We start from the raw sequence: 14,727 nt of genomic DNA, 5'->3' as shown, positions 1-14,727 counted from the left end.
GGACAGGGCCGCTGCATCTGCTTAAATCGGCCCATGGATATTCGCCAAATCACCCCCCGCTATTTCGTCGCCCCGCAGATCGAGCCCGGTGACATGGAAAGCCTGCGCGCCCAAGGCATCACCCGCATCCTTTGCAACCGCCCCGACGCGGAAGTGCCGCCCAGCCATCAGGCCGCCGCCATGCGCAACGCGGCCGAGGCCGCCGGGATTGCCTTTGCCGAACAGCCGCTGACCCACCAGACCATGACCCCAGATGTCATCGCCAACAACCGCGCCCTTGGCGTGGAGACCGATGACACCGTGCTGGCCTATTGCGCCTCCGGCACCCGCTCCACCATCGCTTGGGCCTTGGGCCAAGCCGGTGAGATGGACAGCGACGCGATCATCGAAGCGGCACGTCAAGGCGGGTATGACCTTGAAAACATGCGCCCCATGCTGGGGCAAAGCTATACCTGAGGTCTCTTCCGGTCCCCTTGGGGGCCGGTATTCTACGCCGCTGCGGTCAAGGCACGGGCGGGCAGTTGCACACGGAAGGCCGTGCCGGGCACATCCCGCAGAAAGCTGATCTCTCCGCCCAAGCGGCACATGATCTCACGGCAGATGGCAAGGCCAAGCCCCGCGCCATCGCCTTCTCCGGTGATGCGCGAAAATTTCTCGAAAATCAGCGCCTCTGATCCTGCGTCGATCCCGTGGCCGTTGTCGACGAAATCGATCACCAAGCCCTGCGTCGTCACCCGCGGCGTGATCACCAGTTGCGGGTCATCCGCAGCGCAATATTTGCGGGCGTTGGTGACGAGGTTGATAAAGACCTGCACCAGCCGGTCGAGATCGCTGGTCAGCGCAATATCCTCGGCCTGCGGATCGCGCAGCACCTTTAGCGGCCGCGTGGCCCCCGCCTGCGCCGTGGTCACCGCCAGATCCAGCAGATCGCGTAGGTTGCCCTCGCGCTGGTTCAGCGTCACCTGCCCGTTTTCCAGAACCGACAGATCCAACAGATCGTCGAGCAGCCGCGTCAGGCGGATCGTCTCGCTATGGATAATCGTGGCATAGCGGTTCTTGTCGGCGTCCGTGAGACCGGGCGCATCGCGCAGGATCTCGGAAAACGAGCGGATCGAGGTCATCGGCGTGCGCAATTCATGGCTGATCTGACTGAGGAAACTGTCCTTTTGCAGCGACAACTGCGTCAGCTTTTCATTCGCCGCGCGAAGTTGCGCCGCAGTCTCGGTCAGCTCCTGCGATTTGGCCTCCAACTGGCTGGAATACTCCAGCATCTGCGCGGATTCGTCGGCCACAGCCAGCAGGTCCTGGACCGAGACCGAGGCCCCGCCGACGATCTGCGCCACCATCGCATGGGCCGTGGCCGCCCCGACTGAGGCCGCCAACTCCCGCTCCAGCGCCTGCACGAATCGTGGTGTGGGCTCAGGCAGACGTTGCCCCTGCCCTTGCCGCTCGGCCTCGCGTGTGAAAAACGCCTGCGCCTCCGTCGCGCCTAAGATCCGCTGCGCCATGATCATCAGGTCTTCGCTGCCCGCGACCGAGGCCGTCCACCCGCGCGCCGGGCCGGAATGGTCAAAGACATTGACGAATTGCGCGCCCTGAAGCCGCTCCAACGGCGTGGGGAAGCTAAAGAGAGAGACCACCACGAAAACCAGCGTGTTAAGCGCAAGGCTCCAGACCACCGCATGCACCGTCGGGTCGATCCCCGCGATGCCGAAAAGCGCCTCGGGGCGCAGCCATGCGAGCCCCCAAAGCCCCTGCTCCAAGGTCGCGCTCGACAGGGCCACATCCGCGCCAAAGCTGGGCAGCAGCATGGTAAAGACCCAAAGCACAAAGCCCGTGCCCAGCCCGCAAAGCGCACCGGTCCGCGTGGCCCCGCGCCAGAGCACCCCGCCCAGCATCGCAGGCAGAAACTGCGCCACCCCGCCGAAGGAAATCGTGCCAATCGCCGCCAGCGCCCCGCTGCCGCCCGAGGCGCGGTAATAGAGATAACCCAAGCCCACCACGCAGAAAATTGACAGCCGCCGCGCAAGGATGACGATATTGCGCACATCCCCCGACTGCGTCGCCCCATCGCGGCGCAGCGCCAGCCAGATCGGCATGACGATATGGTTGCTCACCATGGTCGAGAGCGCCAGCGTGGCGACGATCACCATCGAAGTCGCCGATGAGAAACCGCCCAAGAAAGACAGCATCGCCAGCCCGTTCTGACCTTGGCTGAGCGGCAGGCTCAGCACGAAAAGATCGGGGTTCGCGCCTTCGGGCATCAGGTCTAGCCCCACCACCGCGATGGGCACGACGAAAAGGCTCATCAGCATCAGGTACAGCGGGAAGGCCCAGCTTGCGATCTGCAACTGCCGCTCGTCGTCGTTCTCGACCACCATGACCTGAAACATGCGCGGCAGGCACAAAAGCGCGGCCCCCGAAAGCACGGTCAAGGCGGCCCAACGGCTGCCCTGCACCTCCCATTGGCCGATGTCTGAGGCGTCGATCCGCGCCAAGGTCTCGCTCAAGCCCCCGGCCAAACCCCAGATGACGTAGACCCCCACTGCCACCAGCGCCAAGAGCTTGACCACCGCCTCCACCGCGATGGCGATGACCACGCCGTGATGCCGTTCGTTTACGTTCAGGTTCCGGGTGCCGAAAAGCACGGTAAAGAGCGTGAGTCCCGCCGCGACCCAAAGCGCCGCTTGCCCCCGGTTGATCACATCACCCCCCGCCTCGGCCAGCGGCACGTCGGCGGCGGCGAAGATCGACAGCGACAGGATAACCGATTGCAATTGCAGCGCGATATAGGGCGTCACACCGATCACGGCCATGACTGTCACGACGATCGCCAGCGTGTTGGACTTGCCGTAGCGCGATGAAATCAGGTCCGCGATCGAGGTGACGCGATGGCTTCGCCCGATCCGCACCAAACGCCGCAGCCCCCACCACCAGCCGATCATCACCAGCGAAGGGCCGAGGTAGATGGTCACATATTCCAGCCCCGAGCGCGCCGCATATCCCACCGCGCCGTAAAAGGTCCAAGCGGTGCAGTAGATCGACAGCGACAGGGTATAGACCAGCGGCGAGCGCAGCAGCCAGCCGCCCTGCCCGCGCAGGGCCGCGCGTTCGGCGGCGAAGGCCACGATGAAAAGCCCCGCCACATACATCAGGCAGACCGCGACCAGCTGGTTGAGTGATACCATCAGCGCGGCCCGTCCGGCTGTGTTGCATCCTCACCCGAGGCCACATCCCGCGTCCGCCGCCAGAGCGCCCATGTCCCCAAGATCAGCAACGCCCAAACCCCGAAAAGATAGCGCAGCGCCACGCTCATCGGGATGGTCGGCGCGGTGGGGTCCGTACTGCCCGCTGGCACGGGCCAAAGCAGCGGCACCATCCACAGCATCAGCCCCAGAAACGGCAACAGGCGCACCGCATCCATCATCCGCCGCTGACGGTAGCCGCGTTTTTCCAGAAAGATCGGCCTACGGGGCATGGCGGGTCAACTGGCGATCAGGTCGCGCACCGCGTCCAACATCTCGGCATTTGAGAACGGCTTGGTCATGAAGCGGCTGACACCCGCCTTTTCGGCCATGGCGCGGTCCCGGCTTTGGCCCCGCGCGGTCAGCATCAGCACCGGCAACGCGCCGGTTTCGGGGTCACCGCGCAGCTCGTCCAGTATCTCGAAACCGCTCTTGCCCGGCAGCATCACGTCGAGCATGACCAGATCCGGCGATGCCTTGCGGATCACCTCCACCGCGCCTGACCCATTGGCCAAGGTCTCCACACGCCAACCCTCTTGGCTCAGCAAAAAGCGGATGGCCTCGGCGATATTCACCTCGTCCTCCACCAGAACTACGAGTTTGCTCATCGGCAAAAAGTCTCCCCCCTCGGTGTGCGGCGGCCCCGTCTTGCTGCGGGGTCTCGCGCACCGGGGGGAGCATGCATCGGTTTGCCGGCCCTGTCAAAAACTGCCTGCCGCGCGGCCTCAGATCCCCTCGCGCAGGATCGAAGGCTCGCGCCGCGCGCGGCATCCTTCGACCGGGCAAATGCGACAGGTCGCCCCCACCGGCTGCGCAGGTGCCGCCCCCGAGGGCACCGGCAAGAGCAGCATGACGGATTGGCTGAGCGGCGGCGTGTTATAGGCAGCGGCGGCCTGCACCTCGCAGGTGGCAATCGCCTCGAACTCCGCCTGCCCGCGCCCCATCTGCATGACGCGGGATTTCATCACCAGCCCCGGCTGCCCCTGCACCGCAAAGAGCGGCCAAAGCGGGCAACAGGCGCCAAAGCGCGGCACGGTGAACCCCTCAACCGACTTGGCGAATGTCACGCTGCCAGAACGGTCACAGACCACCAGCCCCGCGCCGAGGTCGGGCAGTGACGCCAAGCGCCGCAGCACCCGGCCCATCGGCTGGTCGAGTGCCTGCGCCAGTTCGGCAGGATCGTGACCCATCTCCCCCGCCGCCCGCTCCAGCCGCGCCAAAGGCAGCGCCGCCGCATCGCGGGCGATCTGTTGCAACACCCCCGTCGCGATATGCTGCGCGGCCTTGGTTTTAAGCGTTTCGGCCTGTTCGACCAGCGCCGCAATCGCCGCCTGCGGGGCGCGCTCCTCTTCCAAAGGGTCGAAACGGTAGTCATGCGCGGCGAGGAAACTCTCAACCTCGGCCTGGGGCGAATGGGCCACCTCGCGGGTCTCGGCGGCATTGTCGAAATAGGTCACCAGCGCCTGCGCACTGTCAGATAGGCGGCGGCTGTCTTGGTGGATATTGGCGTGAAACCGATCGCGCCATTCCGCTTGCAAACTGTCCGTTTCGGCCAGAATCGCGGCGGTGGACCGGATCGCCGCGGCGGTGCTGAGCAACTCATGCATGGAGGTGGCAAGCTGTGGGTCATGGGCCAAACGGTCCGAGAGCGCCTCGACCGTCTGCTCCAATGCCGCGATGCGGCGCTGGCTGTTGGCCAGTACCTTGGCCCAGCCCGGAAACCGCCCTGCGAATTCATCCGCCCGGTCGCTTTCGGGCCCGGTCAGCCCCGCATCCTCTGCCGCCTCGCGCAGGGTGGCGATCAGCGCGGCTTCGGCCCCTTCCGTCAACGCCTGCGGCTCGACCCCAAGCGCATGGGCGATGTTGAGCAAGAGCTTGCCGCCGATTCTGCGCCGATTGTGCTCGATAAGGTTGAGATAGCTGGCCGAGATGCCGCTTTGTTGCGCAAGCTCGGCCTGTTTCAGCCCTGCCATCACGCGCCGCTCACGGATACGGCTGCCGGTCAGCCCCTCACGCATGGGACGGCCCCGCGGGATTTTTCGCCCGTTGTTTCAAGGTCTTTCTGCGCCGCAATATCATATTCTTTACAACCTCTCCGGCAGGATTGCGAATATATTTACAAAAAAATCGTTTCGATCAAGCGCCTTATTGATCGGTTTTCATTTTCCACGCCATAGTTTCTTTGCACTATTGCGTGTTGTGGCGTCGGGGGGAGGTTCCGCTGCCACGACTTACAAAAATGGGAGGACTTCATGTCGTTTACGAAACTGACACGCCGCGGGCTGATCCAGACCGGCGCGGTTGCCGGTGCAGGGTTGGCGCTGCCGACCTATCTGCGCGCGGAAAATCACGCGGGCTTCACCAATGCCCCCACGGGCAGCACCGTGACGCTTGGCTTCAACGTGCCGCAAACCGGCCCCTATGCCGAAGAAGGTCTGGATGAGCTGCGCGCGCAGGAGCTTGCGGTCGAACACCTCAATGGCGGGGGCGACGGCGGCATGATGAACACATTCAGCTCTAAGGCGCTGAAAGGGAACGGCATTCTGGGCAAGAAGGTCGAATATGTCACCGGCGACACCCAGACCAAATCCGACGCCGCCCGCGCATCCGCCAAGGCGATGATCGAAAAAGACGGCGCCGTGATGATCAACGGCGGCTCGTCCTCGGGCGTGGCTGTGGCGGTTCAGGGCCTGTGTCAGGAAGCGGGCGTGATCTTTATGGCCGGTCTGACACATTCAAACGACACCACTGGCAAAGACAAAAAGGCCAACGGTTTCCGTCACTTCTTTAACGGTTACATGTCCGCCGCCGCCCTCGCGCCGGTGCTGAAAAATGCCTACGGCGAAGACCGCCGCGCCTATCACCTGACGGCGGATTACACATGGGGCTGGACCCAGCAGGAATCCATTGCCGCCGCGACCGAAGCGATGGGCTGGGAAACCGTCAACAACGTGCTGACGCCGCTCGCCTCGACCGACTTTAGCTCCTACATCGCGCCGGTTCTGAACTCCGGTGCCGATGTGCTGGTCCTGAACCACTACGGCGGCAACATGGTGAACTCACTGACCAACGCAGTGCAGTTCGGCCTGCTCGACAAAGAAGTAAACGGCAAGAAATTCGAAATCGTCGTGCCGCTTTACTCCGAGCTTATGGCCGCCGGTGCCGGGTCCAACGTGCAGGGCGTTATCGGTTCGATGAACTGGAACTGGCAGTTGCAGGATGAAGGCTCCAAAGCCTTCGTGAAATCCTTTGGTGAGAAATATGGCCGTCCGCCCTCCAACTCCGCGCACACCTGCTATGTGCAGACGCTGCTCTATGCGGATGCGGTCGAACGTGCGGGCACCTTCAACCCCTGCGGTGTGGTCGAAGCGCTTGAGGATTTCGAGTTCGACGGTCTGGGCAATGGTCCGGTGCTGTATCGCGGCGATGACCACCAGTGTTTCAAAGACGTGCTGGTCATGAAGGGCAAGGAAAACCCAACCAACGAATACGACACGCTGGAGATCGTTGAGGTCACCCCGCGTGCGCAGGTCGAATACGCCCCGGATCACCCCATGTTCGCCGGTGGCGAATTGGGCAAGTGCAACCCGGGCGCCTGATCCACTGAACCTTTGGGGGGCGCATCGGCCTTGCGCCGCGCGCCCCCTTTTCTCACCACATGGGGCGCGCCCTCATGTGAACGCATCCCTTACAGGTTGGGTCCATGGACGCTGTTCTTCTGCAAATACTTAACGGGCTCGACAAGGGCTCGGCCTATGCGCTGATCGCGCTTGGGCTTACATTGATCTTCGGCACGCTTGGCGTGGTCAACTTTGCCCATGGGGCGCTGTTCATGATCGGGGCCTTCTGCTCGGTCACATTGCAGCGGCTGCTGACGCTGAGTTTTGAGACCATCGACGAGACCCAGAAGGATTTTCTGGGCAATCCGCTGAAGGTCAAAACCCCCTATGTCGAGAGTTGGTTCGGCCCCGAGATGGGACAGGCGATCATTGATTGGTCGGTGCCGCTGGCGATCCTCTTTGCGATTCCGGTGATGCTGCTCATTGGCTTCATCATGGAACGCGGGCTGATCAAACATTTCTACAAGCGCCCCCATGCGGATCAGATCCTCGTGACCTTCGGCCTCGCCATCGTTTTGCAGGAAGTCGTCAAATATTTCTACGGCGCCAACCCAATCCCCACACCTGCGCCCGAGGCCTTTGTCGGCAGCTTCGATTTCGCGCCGCTCTTGGGTTTGGACACGTCTTTGGCCTACCCCTATTGGCGCTTGGTCTACTTTGGCTTTTCGACCCTCATCATCGCCGCCGTCTTTGCTTTCTTGCAATTCACCACCTTCGGCATGGTTGTCCGCGCCGGCATGGCGGATCGTGAGACCGTGGGCCTTCTGGGCATCGACATCGACCGCCGCTTTACCATCATGTTCGGCATCGCCGCCGCCGTGGCGGGGCTGGCAGGCGTGATGTACGCGCCGATAAACTCGCCCAATTATCACATGGGCATGGACTTTCTGGTGCTGAGCTTCGTCGTCGTTGTGGTCGGCGGCATGGGCTCGCTGCCGGGCGCGGTGCTGGCGGGGTTCCTTTTGGGCATCCTCGAAAGCCTCGCGTCCATGAATGAAATCAAAAGCATCATCTACGGTATCGACCAGATCATCATCTACGTCGTTGCCATCGTGATCCTGCTGGTCCGCCCGCGCGGTCTGATGGGACGCCGCGGCGTGATGGAGGAATAAGACATGTTCGGACTGGAAAAACGCGATACGCTTCTTTTGGGGGTCGTGATCGTTCTCACGCTCTTCGCCCCCTTCATCCTTAACCCCTTTCCGGCGGATTCGGGCCTTGCACAGTTCAACGCGGGCTACCCCGACCTGATGCAACGCTTTGTGATCTTTGGCATCTTTGCCATCGGGTTCAACATCCTCTTCGGGTTGACCGGCTATCTTTCCTTTGGTCATGCGGCCTTTCTGGGGGTCGGTTCCTACTCTGCTGTCTGGATGTTCAAACTGCTCAGCTACAACGTCGTGCCCGCGCTGGTGCTGGCCGTCATCATGGCGGGGCTGTTCTCGGCACTCATCGGCTACATCAGCCTGCGGCGCTCGGGCATCTACTTCTCGATCCTGACGCTGGCCTTCGCGCAGATGTCCTTCAACCTCGCCTATTCGGTGCTGACGCCGATCACCAATGGTGAGACGGGGTTGCAGATCTACACCTCCGATCCGCAATATCTCCAATCCGTCGACGCGCCTTCGTTCCCGAATCTCTTCGGTGCCGCGATGAACTCCTCGACGACGCTGTTCTTCGGCGGTTGGACCTTCACTTTCTCGGTCGGCTACTATTTCTGCGCGGTCTTCCTGATCCTCGCCTTCTATCTGGCGATCCGCATCTTCCGCTCGCCCTTCGGCATGATGCTGCGGGCGGTGAAATCGAACCAGCAGCGGATGAATTACACCGGGCTGAACACGCGGCCCTACACGCTGGCGGCCTTTGTCATCTCGGGTATGTATGCCGGGCTTGCGGGCGGTCTGCTGGCGGCGATGGACCCGCTGGCGGGGGCCGAGCGGATGCAATGGACGGCCTCCGGCGAAGTGGTGCTGATGACCATTCTCGGCGGCGCGGGCACGCTCATCGGCCCGGTGCTGGGCGCAGGGTTCATCAAGTACTTTGAGAACATCTTCGCCAAGATCAACGACAACGTGCTGCACGGCTGGTTCGCCTTCATGCCCGACGGGATCGAAGACGCGATGGTCGCGATCATCCACCCCTTCGTCGGCAAGGGCTGGCACCTCACGCTGGGCTTGCTGTTCATGCTGGTCGTGATCTTCCTGCCCGGTGGGCTGGTCGAGGGCGGGCAACGTCTGGGCCGGGTCTTCCGCCGCCGGGACAAGAACGCGGGCTCGGTCGAGGCCGATGCCGCCCAACAGCGCAGCGAAGCCGCGGAATAGGAGAGACATCATGGCCATTCTCGAAGTCAAAAATGTCGGCAAGCGCTTTGGCGGGTTGCAGGCGCTGAGCGATGTGAACCTCAGCGTGGCGGAGAACTCCGTCCACGCGATCATCGGCCCCAATGGGGCGGGCAAATCCACGTTGCTGAACTGTCTGGTGGGCAAGCTCATCCCCGACACCGGCTCTGTCATGTTCGACGGGCAGTCGGTGCTTGGGCGCAAACCCTATGAGATCAACCAGATGGGCATTTCCCGCGTGTTCCAAACGCCCGAGATCTTTGGTGATCTGACGGTGATGGAGAATATGCTGATCCCCTGCCTTGCCAAACGCGACGGGGCATTTCAACTGAACGGCTGGTCACGGGTCGTGGGCCAGCGCGACATGATCGACAAGGCCGAGGAAATGCTGCGCGACATGCGTATGATTGACAAACGGCACATGCCCGCAGCCTCCATGTCGCGCGGGGACAAACGGCGGTTGGAGATCGCCATGTGCCTCGCCCAAGACCCCCGTCTGCTGCTCTTGGACGAACCGACCGCCGGGATGGCGCGGGCCGACACCAATAACACCATCGACCTGCTCAAACAGATCAAGGACGAGCGCGACATCACCATCGCCATCATCGAACACGACATGCATGTCGTCTTTTCACTGGCCGAGCGGATCACCGTGCTGGCCCAAGGCACGCCGCTGGTCGAAGACACGCCCGACCGGATCAAGGGCCACCCCAAGGTCCGCGAAGCCTACCTCGGCGAAAGCCAAGACGCCGCCTGACCCCCTCCCTTTGCCGCAGATCTAGGACCGCATATGACCACCAGCACGCTCGACAAAAACGCCAACCACGCCCAAACCGCCCCCGCTTTCCTCTCGGTCTGGGACATTCACGCCTATTACGGCGAAAGCTACATCGTGCAGGGGGTGAGCTTTAACGTCCATGAAGGGGAGATTCTCGCCCTGCTGGGCCGCAACGGGGCGGGCAAAACCTCGACCCTGCGGGCCATCGCGCGGGTGAGTGACCCGGAGCTGAAACGCGGCGAGGTTTGGCTCGACCATCAGCCGCTGCACAATATGGCCAGCCACCAAGCCTCTGCCGCGGGACTGGCGCTGGTGCCCGAAGACCGGCGCATCATTTCCGGCCTCACGGTCGAAGAGAACCTCAAGCTCGCCCAGATCGCCCCGCCCATCGGCTGGTCGCTCGACCGGCTCTATGACCTCTTCCCGCGCCTGCGTGAGCGGCGGAACCAAGAGGGGGTGACCCTTTCGGGCGGGGAGCAACAGATGCTCGCCATCGCCCGCGCCTTGGCCCGTGACATCAAGGTGTTGCTGCTCGATGAACCCTACGAAGGGCTCGCGCCGGTGATCGTGGATGAGATCGAAAAGACACTGGGGCTGATCAAGGCGCAGGGCATCACCACGATTCTGGTCGAACAAAACGCGGTGCGGGCGCTGAAACTGGCCGACCGGGCGGTGATCCTAGACACCGGCGGCGTGGTCTTTGACGGCACCGCCGCCGAGGTGCTGGACAATGCGGAACTGCGCGCAGAATACCTCGCGATCTGACCTAAGGTCACTCAAGTCCGGCGCGCGCGGCTGAGGCCCAGCCTCATTCTCACGCCCCGGACCGCTTTGCGCGACAAAAAACCGATCCTACCCCCTAGACAACAGTTGGCTTTTCATGGCTTTGCCCATGCCCTATAAGCGTGCCAATCAATCGCGCAGCGACGGGCCGCAGGCCTGCCGAAATCTTCGAGGATCCAATGACAAACAAAACCCATGACGCTGACGTGGCCTTCATCAAGGCCCTCGCCGAGCTGCTGAACGAAAACGATCTGACCGAGCTTCAGGTGAAACGCGACTATGCCGAGGATGACAGCCTGAACGTGCGCGTCAGCCGCAAGCCCCCGCAGCAGGTCATGGCCGCCCCCCAGCAGCAGTACCAAGCCGCCCCGGCGCCTGCCGCCGCATCGGCCCCTGCGGCGGCCCCCGCAGCTTCTGCCCCTGCCGCAGACGCCGATCCTGCAGATCACCCCGGCGCCGTGACCTCGCCCATGGTCGGCACCGTCTATCTGCAAGCCGAGCCGGGCGCGCCGGCGTTCATCTCCGTCGGGGCCTCCGTCTCCGAAGGTGACACGCTTCTGATCGTCGAGGCGATGAAGACCATGAACCACATCCCCGCCCCCCGCGCCGGCACCGTCAAGCGCATCCTCGTCGGCGACGGCGATGCCGTGGAATTCGGCGCGCCGCTGGTCATCCTGGAATAAGGGCCGGACATGTTCAGCAAAATCCTAGTCGCCAACCGGGGAGAGATCGCGCTGCGCGTCATCCGCGCGGCCCGCGAGATGGGCATCCAGACCGTCGCGGTGCATTCCACCGCCGACAGTGACGCGATGCACGTGCGTATGGCCGACGAATCCGTCTGCATCGGCCCGCCCTCCTCGACCCAATCCTACCTCTCGATCCCAGCGATCATCGCCGCCTGCGAGATCACCGGCGCCGAGGCGATCCACCCCGGTTACGGCTTTCTGTCGGAAAACGCGAATTTCGTGCAGGTGATCGAGGATCACGGGCTCACCTTCATCGGCCCCACCGCCGAGCATATCCGCGTCATGGGCGACAAGATCACCGCCAAGGACACGATGAAAAAGCTCGGCGTGCCCTGCGTGCCCGGCTCCGAAGGCGGGGTCACCTCGCTGGAAGAAGCCAAGCGCATCGGTGAGGAAATCGGCTATCCGGTCATCATCAAGGCGACCGCCGGTGGCGGCGGCAAGGGCATGAAAGTGGCACAGACCGCCAAGGACATGGAAAAAGCCTTCCAGACCGCGCGGGCCGAGGGCAAGTCGAACTTCGGCAACGACGAAGTCTACATCGAGAAATACCTCACCACGCCGCGCCACATCGAAATTCAGGTCTTTGGCGACGGCAAGGGCAATGCCGTGCATCTGGGCGAGCGGGACTGTTCGCTGCAGCGTCGCCACCAGAAGGTCTTTGAGGAGGCCCCCGGCCCTTCGATCACCGCCGAAGAGCGCGCCCGCATCGGCAAGACCTGCGCCGACGCCGTGGCCAACATCAACTACATCGGTGCCGGCACGATCGAGTTCCTCTACGAGAACGGCGAGTTCTACTTCATCGAGATGAACACCCGTCTGCAGGTGGAACACCCGGTGACCGAGGCGATCTTTGGCGTCGATCTGGTGCGCGAACAGATTCGCGTGGCCGAGGGCCTGCCGATGTCCTTCACGCAGGACGATTTGCAGATCAACGGCCATGCCATCGAGGTGCGCATCAACGCCGAGAAACTGCCAAACTTCGCGCCCTGCCCGGGCAAGATCACGCAGTATCACGCCCCCGGCGGGCTTGGCGTGCGGATGGATTCGGCGTTGTATGACGGCTATTCGATCCCGCCCTTCTACGACAGCCTGATCGGCAAGCTCATCGTGCACGGCCGAGACCGTCCCGAGGCGCTGGCCCGACTGGGGCGCGCTCTGGGTGAGTTGATCGTGGACGGTGTCGATACCACCGTGCCGCTGTTCCACGCCCTGCTGGCCGAAGAAGACATCCAATCGGGTGGCTACAACATCCACTGGCTTGAGCATTGGCTGGAAACCAACCTCGGCGACGGCTGACATGACATGTCGGATCTGACGCCCGAGATCCTGCTCCACGGCTATTCCATCGGGATTTTCCCCATGGCGGAACACCGCGACGACCCGGAAATCTTCTGGGTCGATCCGCGGCGCCGTGGGGTGATGCCGCTCAACGGTTTCCACATCTCGCGCTCTCTGGCCCGCGCCATTCGGCGCAGCACATTCCACCACACGATCAACCGTGATTTCCAAGCTGTCGTGGCCGGTTGCGCCGACCGCGAAGACACATGGATCAATGCCGAGATCACCGCGCTCTACACTGCGTTGCACCGCGCGGGCTATGCCCATTCGCTTGAAGTTTGGGACGGGGATACGCTGGTTGGCGGCGTCTATGGCGTGACGCTGGGGCGCGCGTTCTTTGGCGAGAGCATGTTTTCGCGCCGGACCAATGCGTCAAAAATAGCGCTGGCGGCGCTGGTGGATCGGCTGCGCCGCGCGGGGTTCACCCTGTTCGACACGCAGTTTTTAACCGATCACCTCGCCTCTCTCGGGGCGGTGGAGATTTCGCGGGCAGAATATCACGCGCAGCTCGATGTGGCGAAACGCGGTAATGCGCGGTTCAGCGCGCCTAAGTTGGACAGCCTTCAGGACGTGCTGCAGCGCATGACCCAGATATCATAGCGAAAATGCTCCAGCGCGTGCAGCGCCGGGGCCGAGGCGATCATCCAACCGGAAAACAAGGCGCTGTCGCTGCCCTTTTCGGTGATCTCAAGCGCGGCATAGGCATTGGCCGCCGGATCCCCCGCGGGATAGCGGCAATCGACCATGGTGATCTGCAAATTGCCCAAGGTCAGGCGGTCACCCTTGGCGATCTCCAGATCGGTCGTATCGCCCGAAATCTTGTCCAAGGCACGCAACACGCCGCCCGTGGCACTGGCGACCTGCCCCCCCTCTTGAGCGTGAAGCGGCGCGGCCAGCACAAGCGCGGCCAAGAGAAGCTTTTTCATGGGTCCACCCGGATTGCGTGAGCTTTGGGGCCGCGCGAAAGGCGGGGCCAACCGATCATTCAGGCTGCCAGGCCTCGTAATCCTTACGTTCGACAGGTTCGGCGCGGCGCAGCGACCCGGCGGGCGCATAGGCCATGGCGGTGCCGGTGCGATTCTCCACATGGGCCTTTTCCCACGGCTTATGCGCCAGCGGCTTGTCGGTCGGCGGCTCATCCCATGTGCGGTGCAGCCAGCCATGCCAATCGGGGCTCACGCGGCTCGCCTCGGCCTCACCGTTGAAGATGACCCAGCGTTTGCTGTCATCGGCGTTGCGGTAATAGACGTTGCCCTGCGCGTCTTCGCCCACCTTGCTGCCCTTGCGCCAAGTGAAAAGCTGGGTGTTCAGCGTCTGACCGTTCCACCACGTAACACTGCGCAGAAGTGAATTGAGAATGCCCATTGAGGTCTCCGTTCCTGTTGCCCGTTATATGCACCATGGAGGCTTTGGCGTCCAGCCTCACCGCGCAGGAGGTTCCACGCGCGGCAGGATTCACCACCGCAAATCAGCCCTCTGCCGCCGCGCGCAAAAGGGCCGTGCATTCGATCTCAATCCGGTATTTCGGGTCGATCAGCCCGCATTCGATCATCGTCGCGGCGGGCGGATGCGCGCCGAAGGCGGCACGTAGAAGCGGCCAGCAGGCTTCGAACTCCACCGCGTCGGGCAGCATATAGGTGACGCGCACCACATGGGCGAAATCACTGCCCGCCTCGGTCAAGGCCGCCTTGATCGTTGCCAGTGCCGCCGCGCATTGCGCTGTCACCTCTGCCCCCTCACCCACGGTGCCGGAGACATGGACCATGCCCCCCGCCACCACAGCGCGGCTGTAGCCGATCTTGTCCTCATAGATACCGCCCGATGAAATGCGCTGCATAAAGCCCTCTCCTGAAACGCAAAAGGGCGGGCCAGATG

General features: G+C 63.0%; 16 protein-coding genes. 9 read left to right on the top strand and 7 right to left on the bottom strand.

Features of this window, described 5'->3' with window-relative positions; all coding sequences use genetic code 11:
* Nucleotides 1–33: 33 nt before the first annotated feature.
* Entirely contained in the window at nucleotides 34–456 is a 423-nt protein-coding gene (locus J7392_RS17860; protein WP_209218753.1) for a TIGR01244 family sulfur transferase, read from the top strand.
* 32 nt (nucleotides 457–488) lie between these two features.
* On the opposite strand, the gene J7392_RS17855 is transcribed toward J7392_RS17860, so the two are convergent.
* From J7392_RS17855 to J7392_RS17840, 4 genes are all read right to left on the bottom strand, one after another.
* Nucleotides 489–3,188: an ATP-binding protein gene (locus tag J7392_RS17855; protein ID WP_209218752.1), complete on the bottom strand. Its 2,700-nt coding sequence runs from the start codon at nucleotides 3,186–3,188 to the stop codon at nucleotides 489–491.
* Nucleotides 3,188–3,478, bottom strand: a complete 291-nt coding sequence (locus tag J7392_RS17850; RefSeq protein ID WP_209218751.1) for a hypothetical protein — start codon at nucleotides 3,476–3,478, stop codon at nucleotides 3,188–3,190. The genes J7392_RS17855 and J7392_RS17850 overlap by 1 nt, the downstream gene beginning before the upstream one ends.
* Nucleotides 3,479–3,484: 6 nt before the next feature.
* Complete coding sequence (locus J7392_RS17845; protein ID WP_067261826.1) at nucleotides 3,485–3,853, bottom strand: response regulator; 369 nt, start codon at nucleotides 3,851–3,853, stop codon at nucleotides 3,485–3,487.
* A 117-nt stretch (nucleotides 3,854–3,970) separates the two neighbouring features.
* Nucleotides 3,971–5,263: a helix-turn-helix transcriptional regulator gene (locus J7392_RS17840; protein ID WP_209218750.1), complete on the bottom strand. Its 1,293-nt coding sequence runs from the start codon at nucleotides 5,261–5,263 to the stop codon at nucleotides 3,971–3,973.
* Between the two features lie 234 nt (nucleotides 5,264–5,497).
* On the opposite strand from J7392_RS17840, the gene J7392_RS17835 reads away from it, so the two are divergent.
* The 8 genes from J7392_RS17835 (at nucleotide 5,498) to aat (ending at nucleotide 13,452) form a co-directional block, all read left to right on the top strand.
* Nucleotides 5,498–6,844: a substrate-binding protein gene (locus J7392_RS17835; protein WP_209218749.1), complete on the top strand. Its 1,347-nt coding sequence runs from the start codon at nucleotides 5,498–5,500 to the stop codon at nucleotides 6,842–6,844.
* Between the two features lie 104 nt (nucleotides 6,845–6,948).
* Nucleotides 6,949–7,977: a branched-chain amino acid ABC transporter permease gene (locus tag J7392_RS17830; RefSeq protein WP_209218748.1), complete on the top strand. Its 1,029-nt coding sequence runs from the start codon at nucleotides 6,949–6,951 to the stop codon at nucleotides 7,975–7,977.
* Between the two features lie 3 nt (nucleotides 7,978–7,980).
* Nucleotides 7,981–9,186, top strand: coding sequence for a branched-chain amino acid ABC transporter permease (locus tag J7392_RS17825; RefSeq protein WP_209218747.1), 1,206 nt, complete (start codon nucleotides 7,981–7,983; stop codon nucleotides 9,184–9,186).
* Nucleotides 9,187–9,196: 10 nt separating this feature from the next.
* The gene (locus J7392_RS17820) at nucleotides 9,197–9,961 is read left to right on the top strand and encodes an ABC transporter ATP-binding protein (RefSeq protein ID WP_067261818.1); all 765 of its coding nucleotides are present in this window, start codon (nucleotides 9,197–9,199) and stop codon (nucleotides 9,959–9,961) included.
* A 33-nt stretch (nucleotides 9,962–9,994) separates the two neighbouring features.
* Nucleotides 9,995–10,747, top strand: a complete 753-nt coding sequence (locus tag J7392_RS17815) for an ABC transporter ATP-binding protein (protein WP_209218746.1) — start codon at nucleotides 9,995–9,997, stop codon at nucleotides 10,745–10,747.
* A gap of 197 nt (nucleotides 10,748–10,944) precedes the next feature.
* Entirely contained in the window at nucleotides 10,945–11,448 is a 504-nt protein-coding gene (gene accB / locus J7392_RS17810) for an acetyl-CoA carboxylase biotin carboxyl carrier protein (RefSeq protein ID WP_209218745.1), read from the top strand.
* Nucleotides 11,449–11,457: 9 nt separating this feature from the next.
* Complete coding sequence (accC, locus tag J7392_RS17805) at nucleotides 11,458–12,810, top strand: acetyl-CoA carboxylase biotin carboxylase subunit (protein WP_209218744.1); 1,353 nt, start codon at nucleotides 11,458–11,460, stop codon at nucleotides 12,808–12,810.
* A gap of 6 nt (nucleotides 12,811–12,816) precedes the next feature.
* Nucleotides 12,817–13,452, top strand: a complete 636-nt coding sequence (aat, locus tag J7392_RS17800) for a leucyl/phenylalanyl-tRNA--protein transferase (protein ID WP_209218743.1) — start codon at nucleotides 12,817–12,819, stop codon at nucleotides 13,450–13,452.
* Here the strand turns inward: aat and J7392_RS17795 are convergent.
* The 3 genes from J7392_RS17795 to J7392_RS17785 all read right to left on the bottom strand — a co-directional run bounded on the left by J7392_RS17795 (nucleotide 13,416) and on the right by J7392_RS17785 (nucleotide 14,689).
* Nucleotides 13,416–13,778: a DUF2155 domain-containing protein gene (locus J7392_RS17795; protein ID WP_247744633.1), complete on the bottom strand. Its 363-nt coding sequence runs from the start codon at nucleotides 13,776–13,778 to the stop codon at nucleotides 13,416–13,418. The two genes, aat and J7392_RS17795, sit on opposite strands and share 37 nt — an antisense overlap.
* 55 nt (nucleotides 13,779–13,833) lie before the next feature.
* Entirely contained in the window at nucleotides 13,834–14,217 is a 384-nt protein-coding gene (locus tag J7392_RS17790) for an NADH:ubiquinone oxidoreductase subunit NDUFA12 (RefSeq protein ID WP_067267544.1), read from the bottom strand.
* A 103-nt stretch (nucleotides 14,218–14,320) separates the two neighbouring features.
* Nucleotides 14,321–14,689 carry a Rid family hydrolase gene (locus J7392_RS17785; RefSeq protein WP_209218741.1) on the bottom strand — a complete coding sequence of 123 codons (369 nt, stop codon included), beginning with the start codon at nucleotides 14,687–14,689 and terminating at the stop codon, nucleotides 14,321–14,323.
* Nucleotides 14,690–14,727: the final 38 nt, after the last annotated feature.

The organism is Sulfitobacter sp. R18_1 (genome assembly GCF_017743915.1).
GTDB lineage: Bacteria > Pseudomonadota > Alphaproteobacteria > Rhodobacterales > Rhodobacteraceae > Sulfitobacter > Sulfitobacter faviae.
Note: the sequence above shows the minus strand (reverse complement) of the source record. Positions and strands in the feature narration are given on the sequence as shown.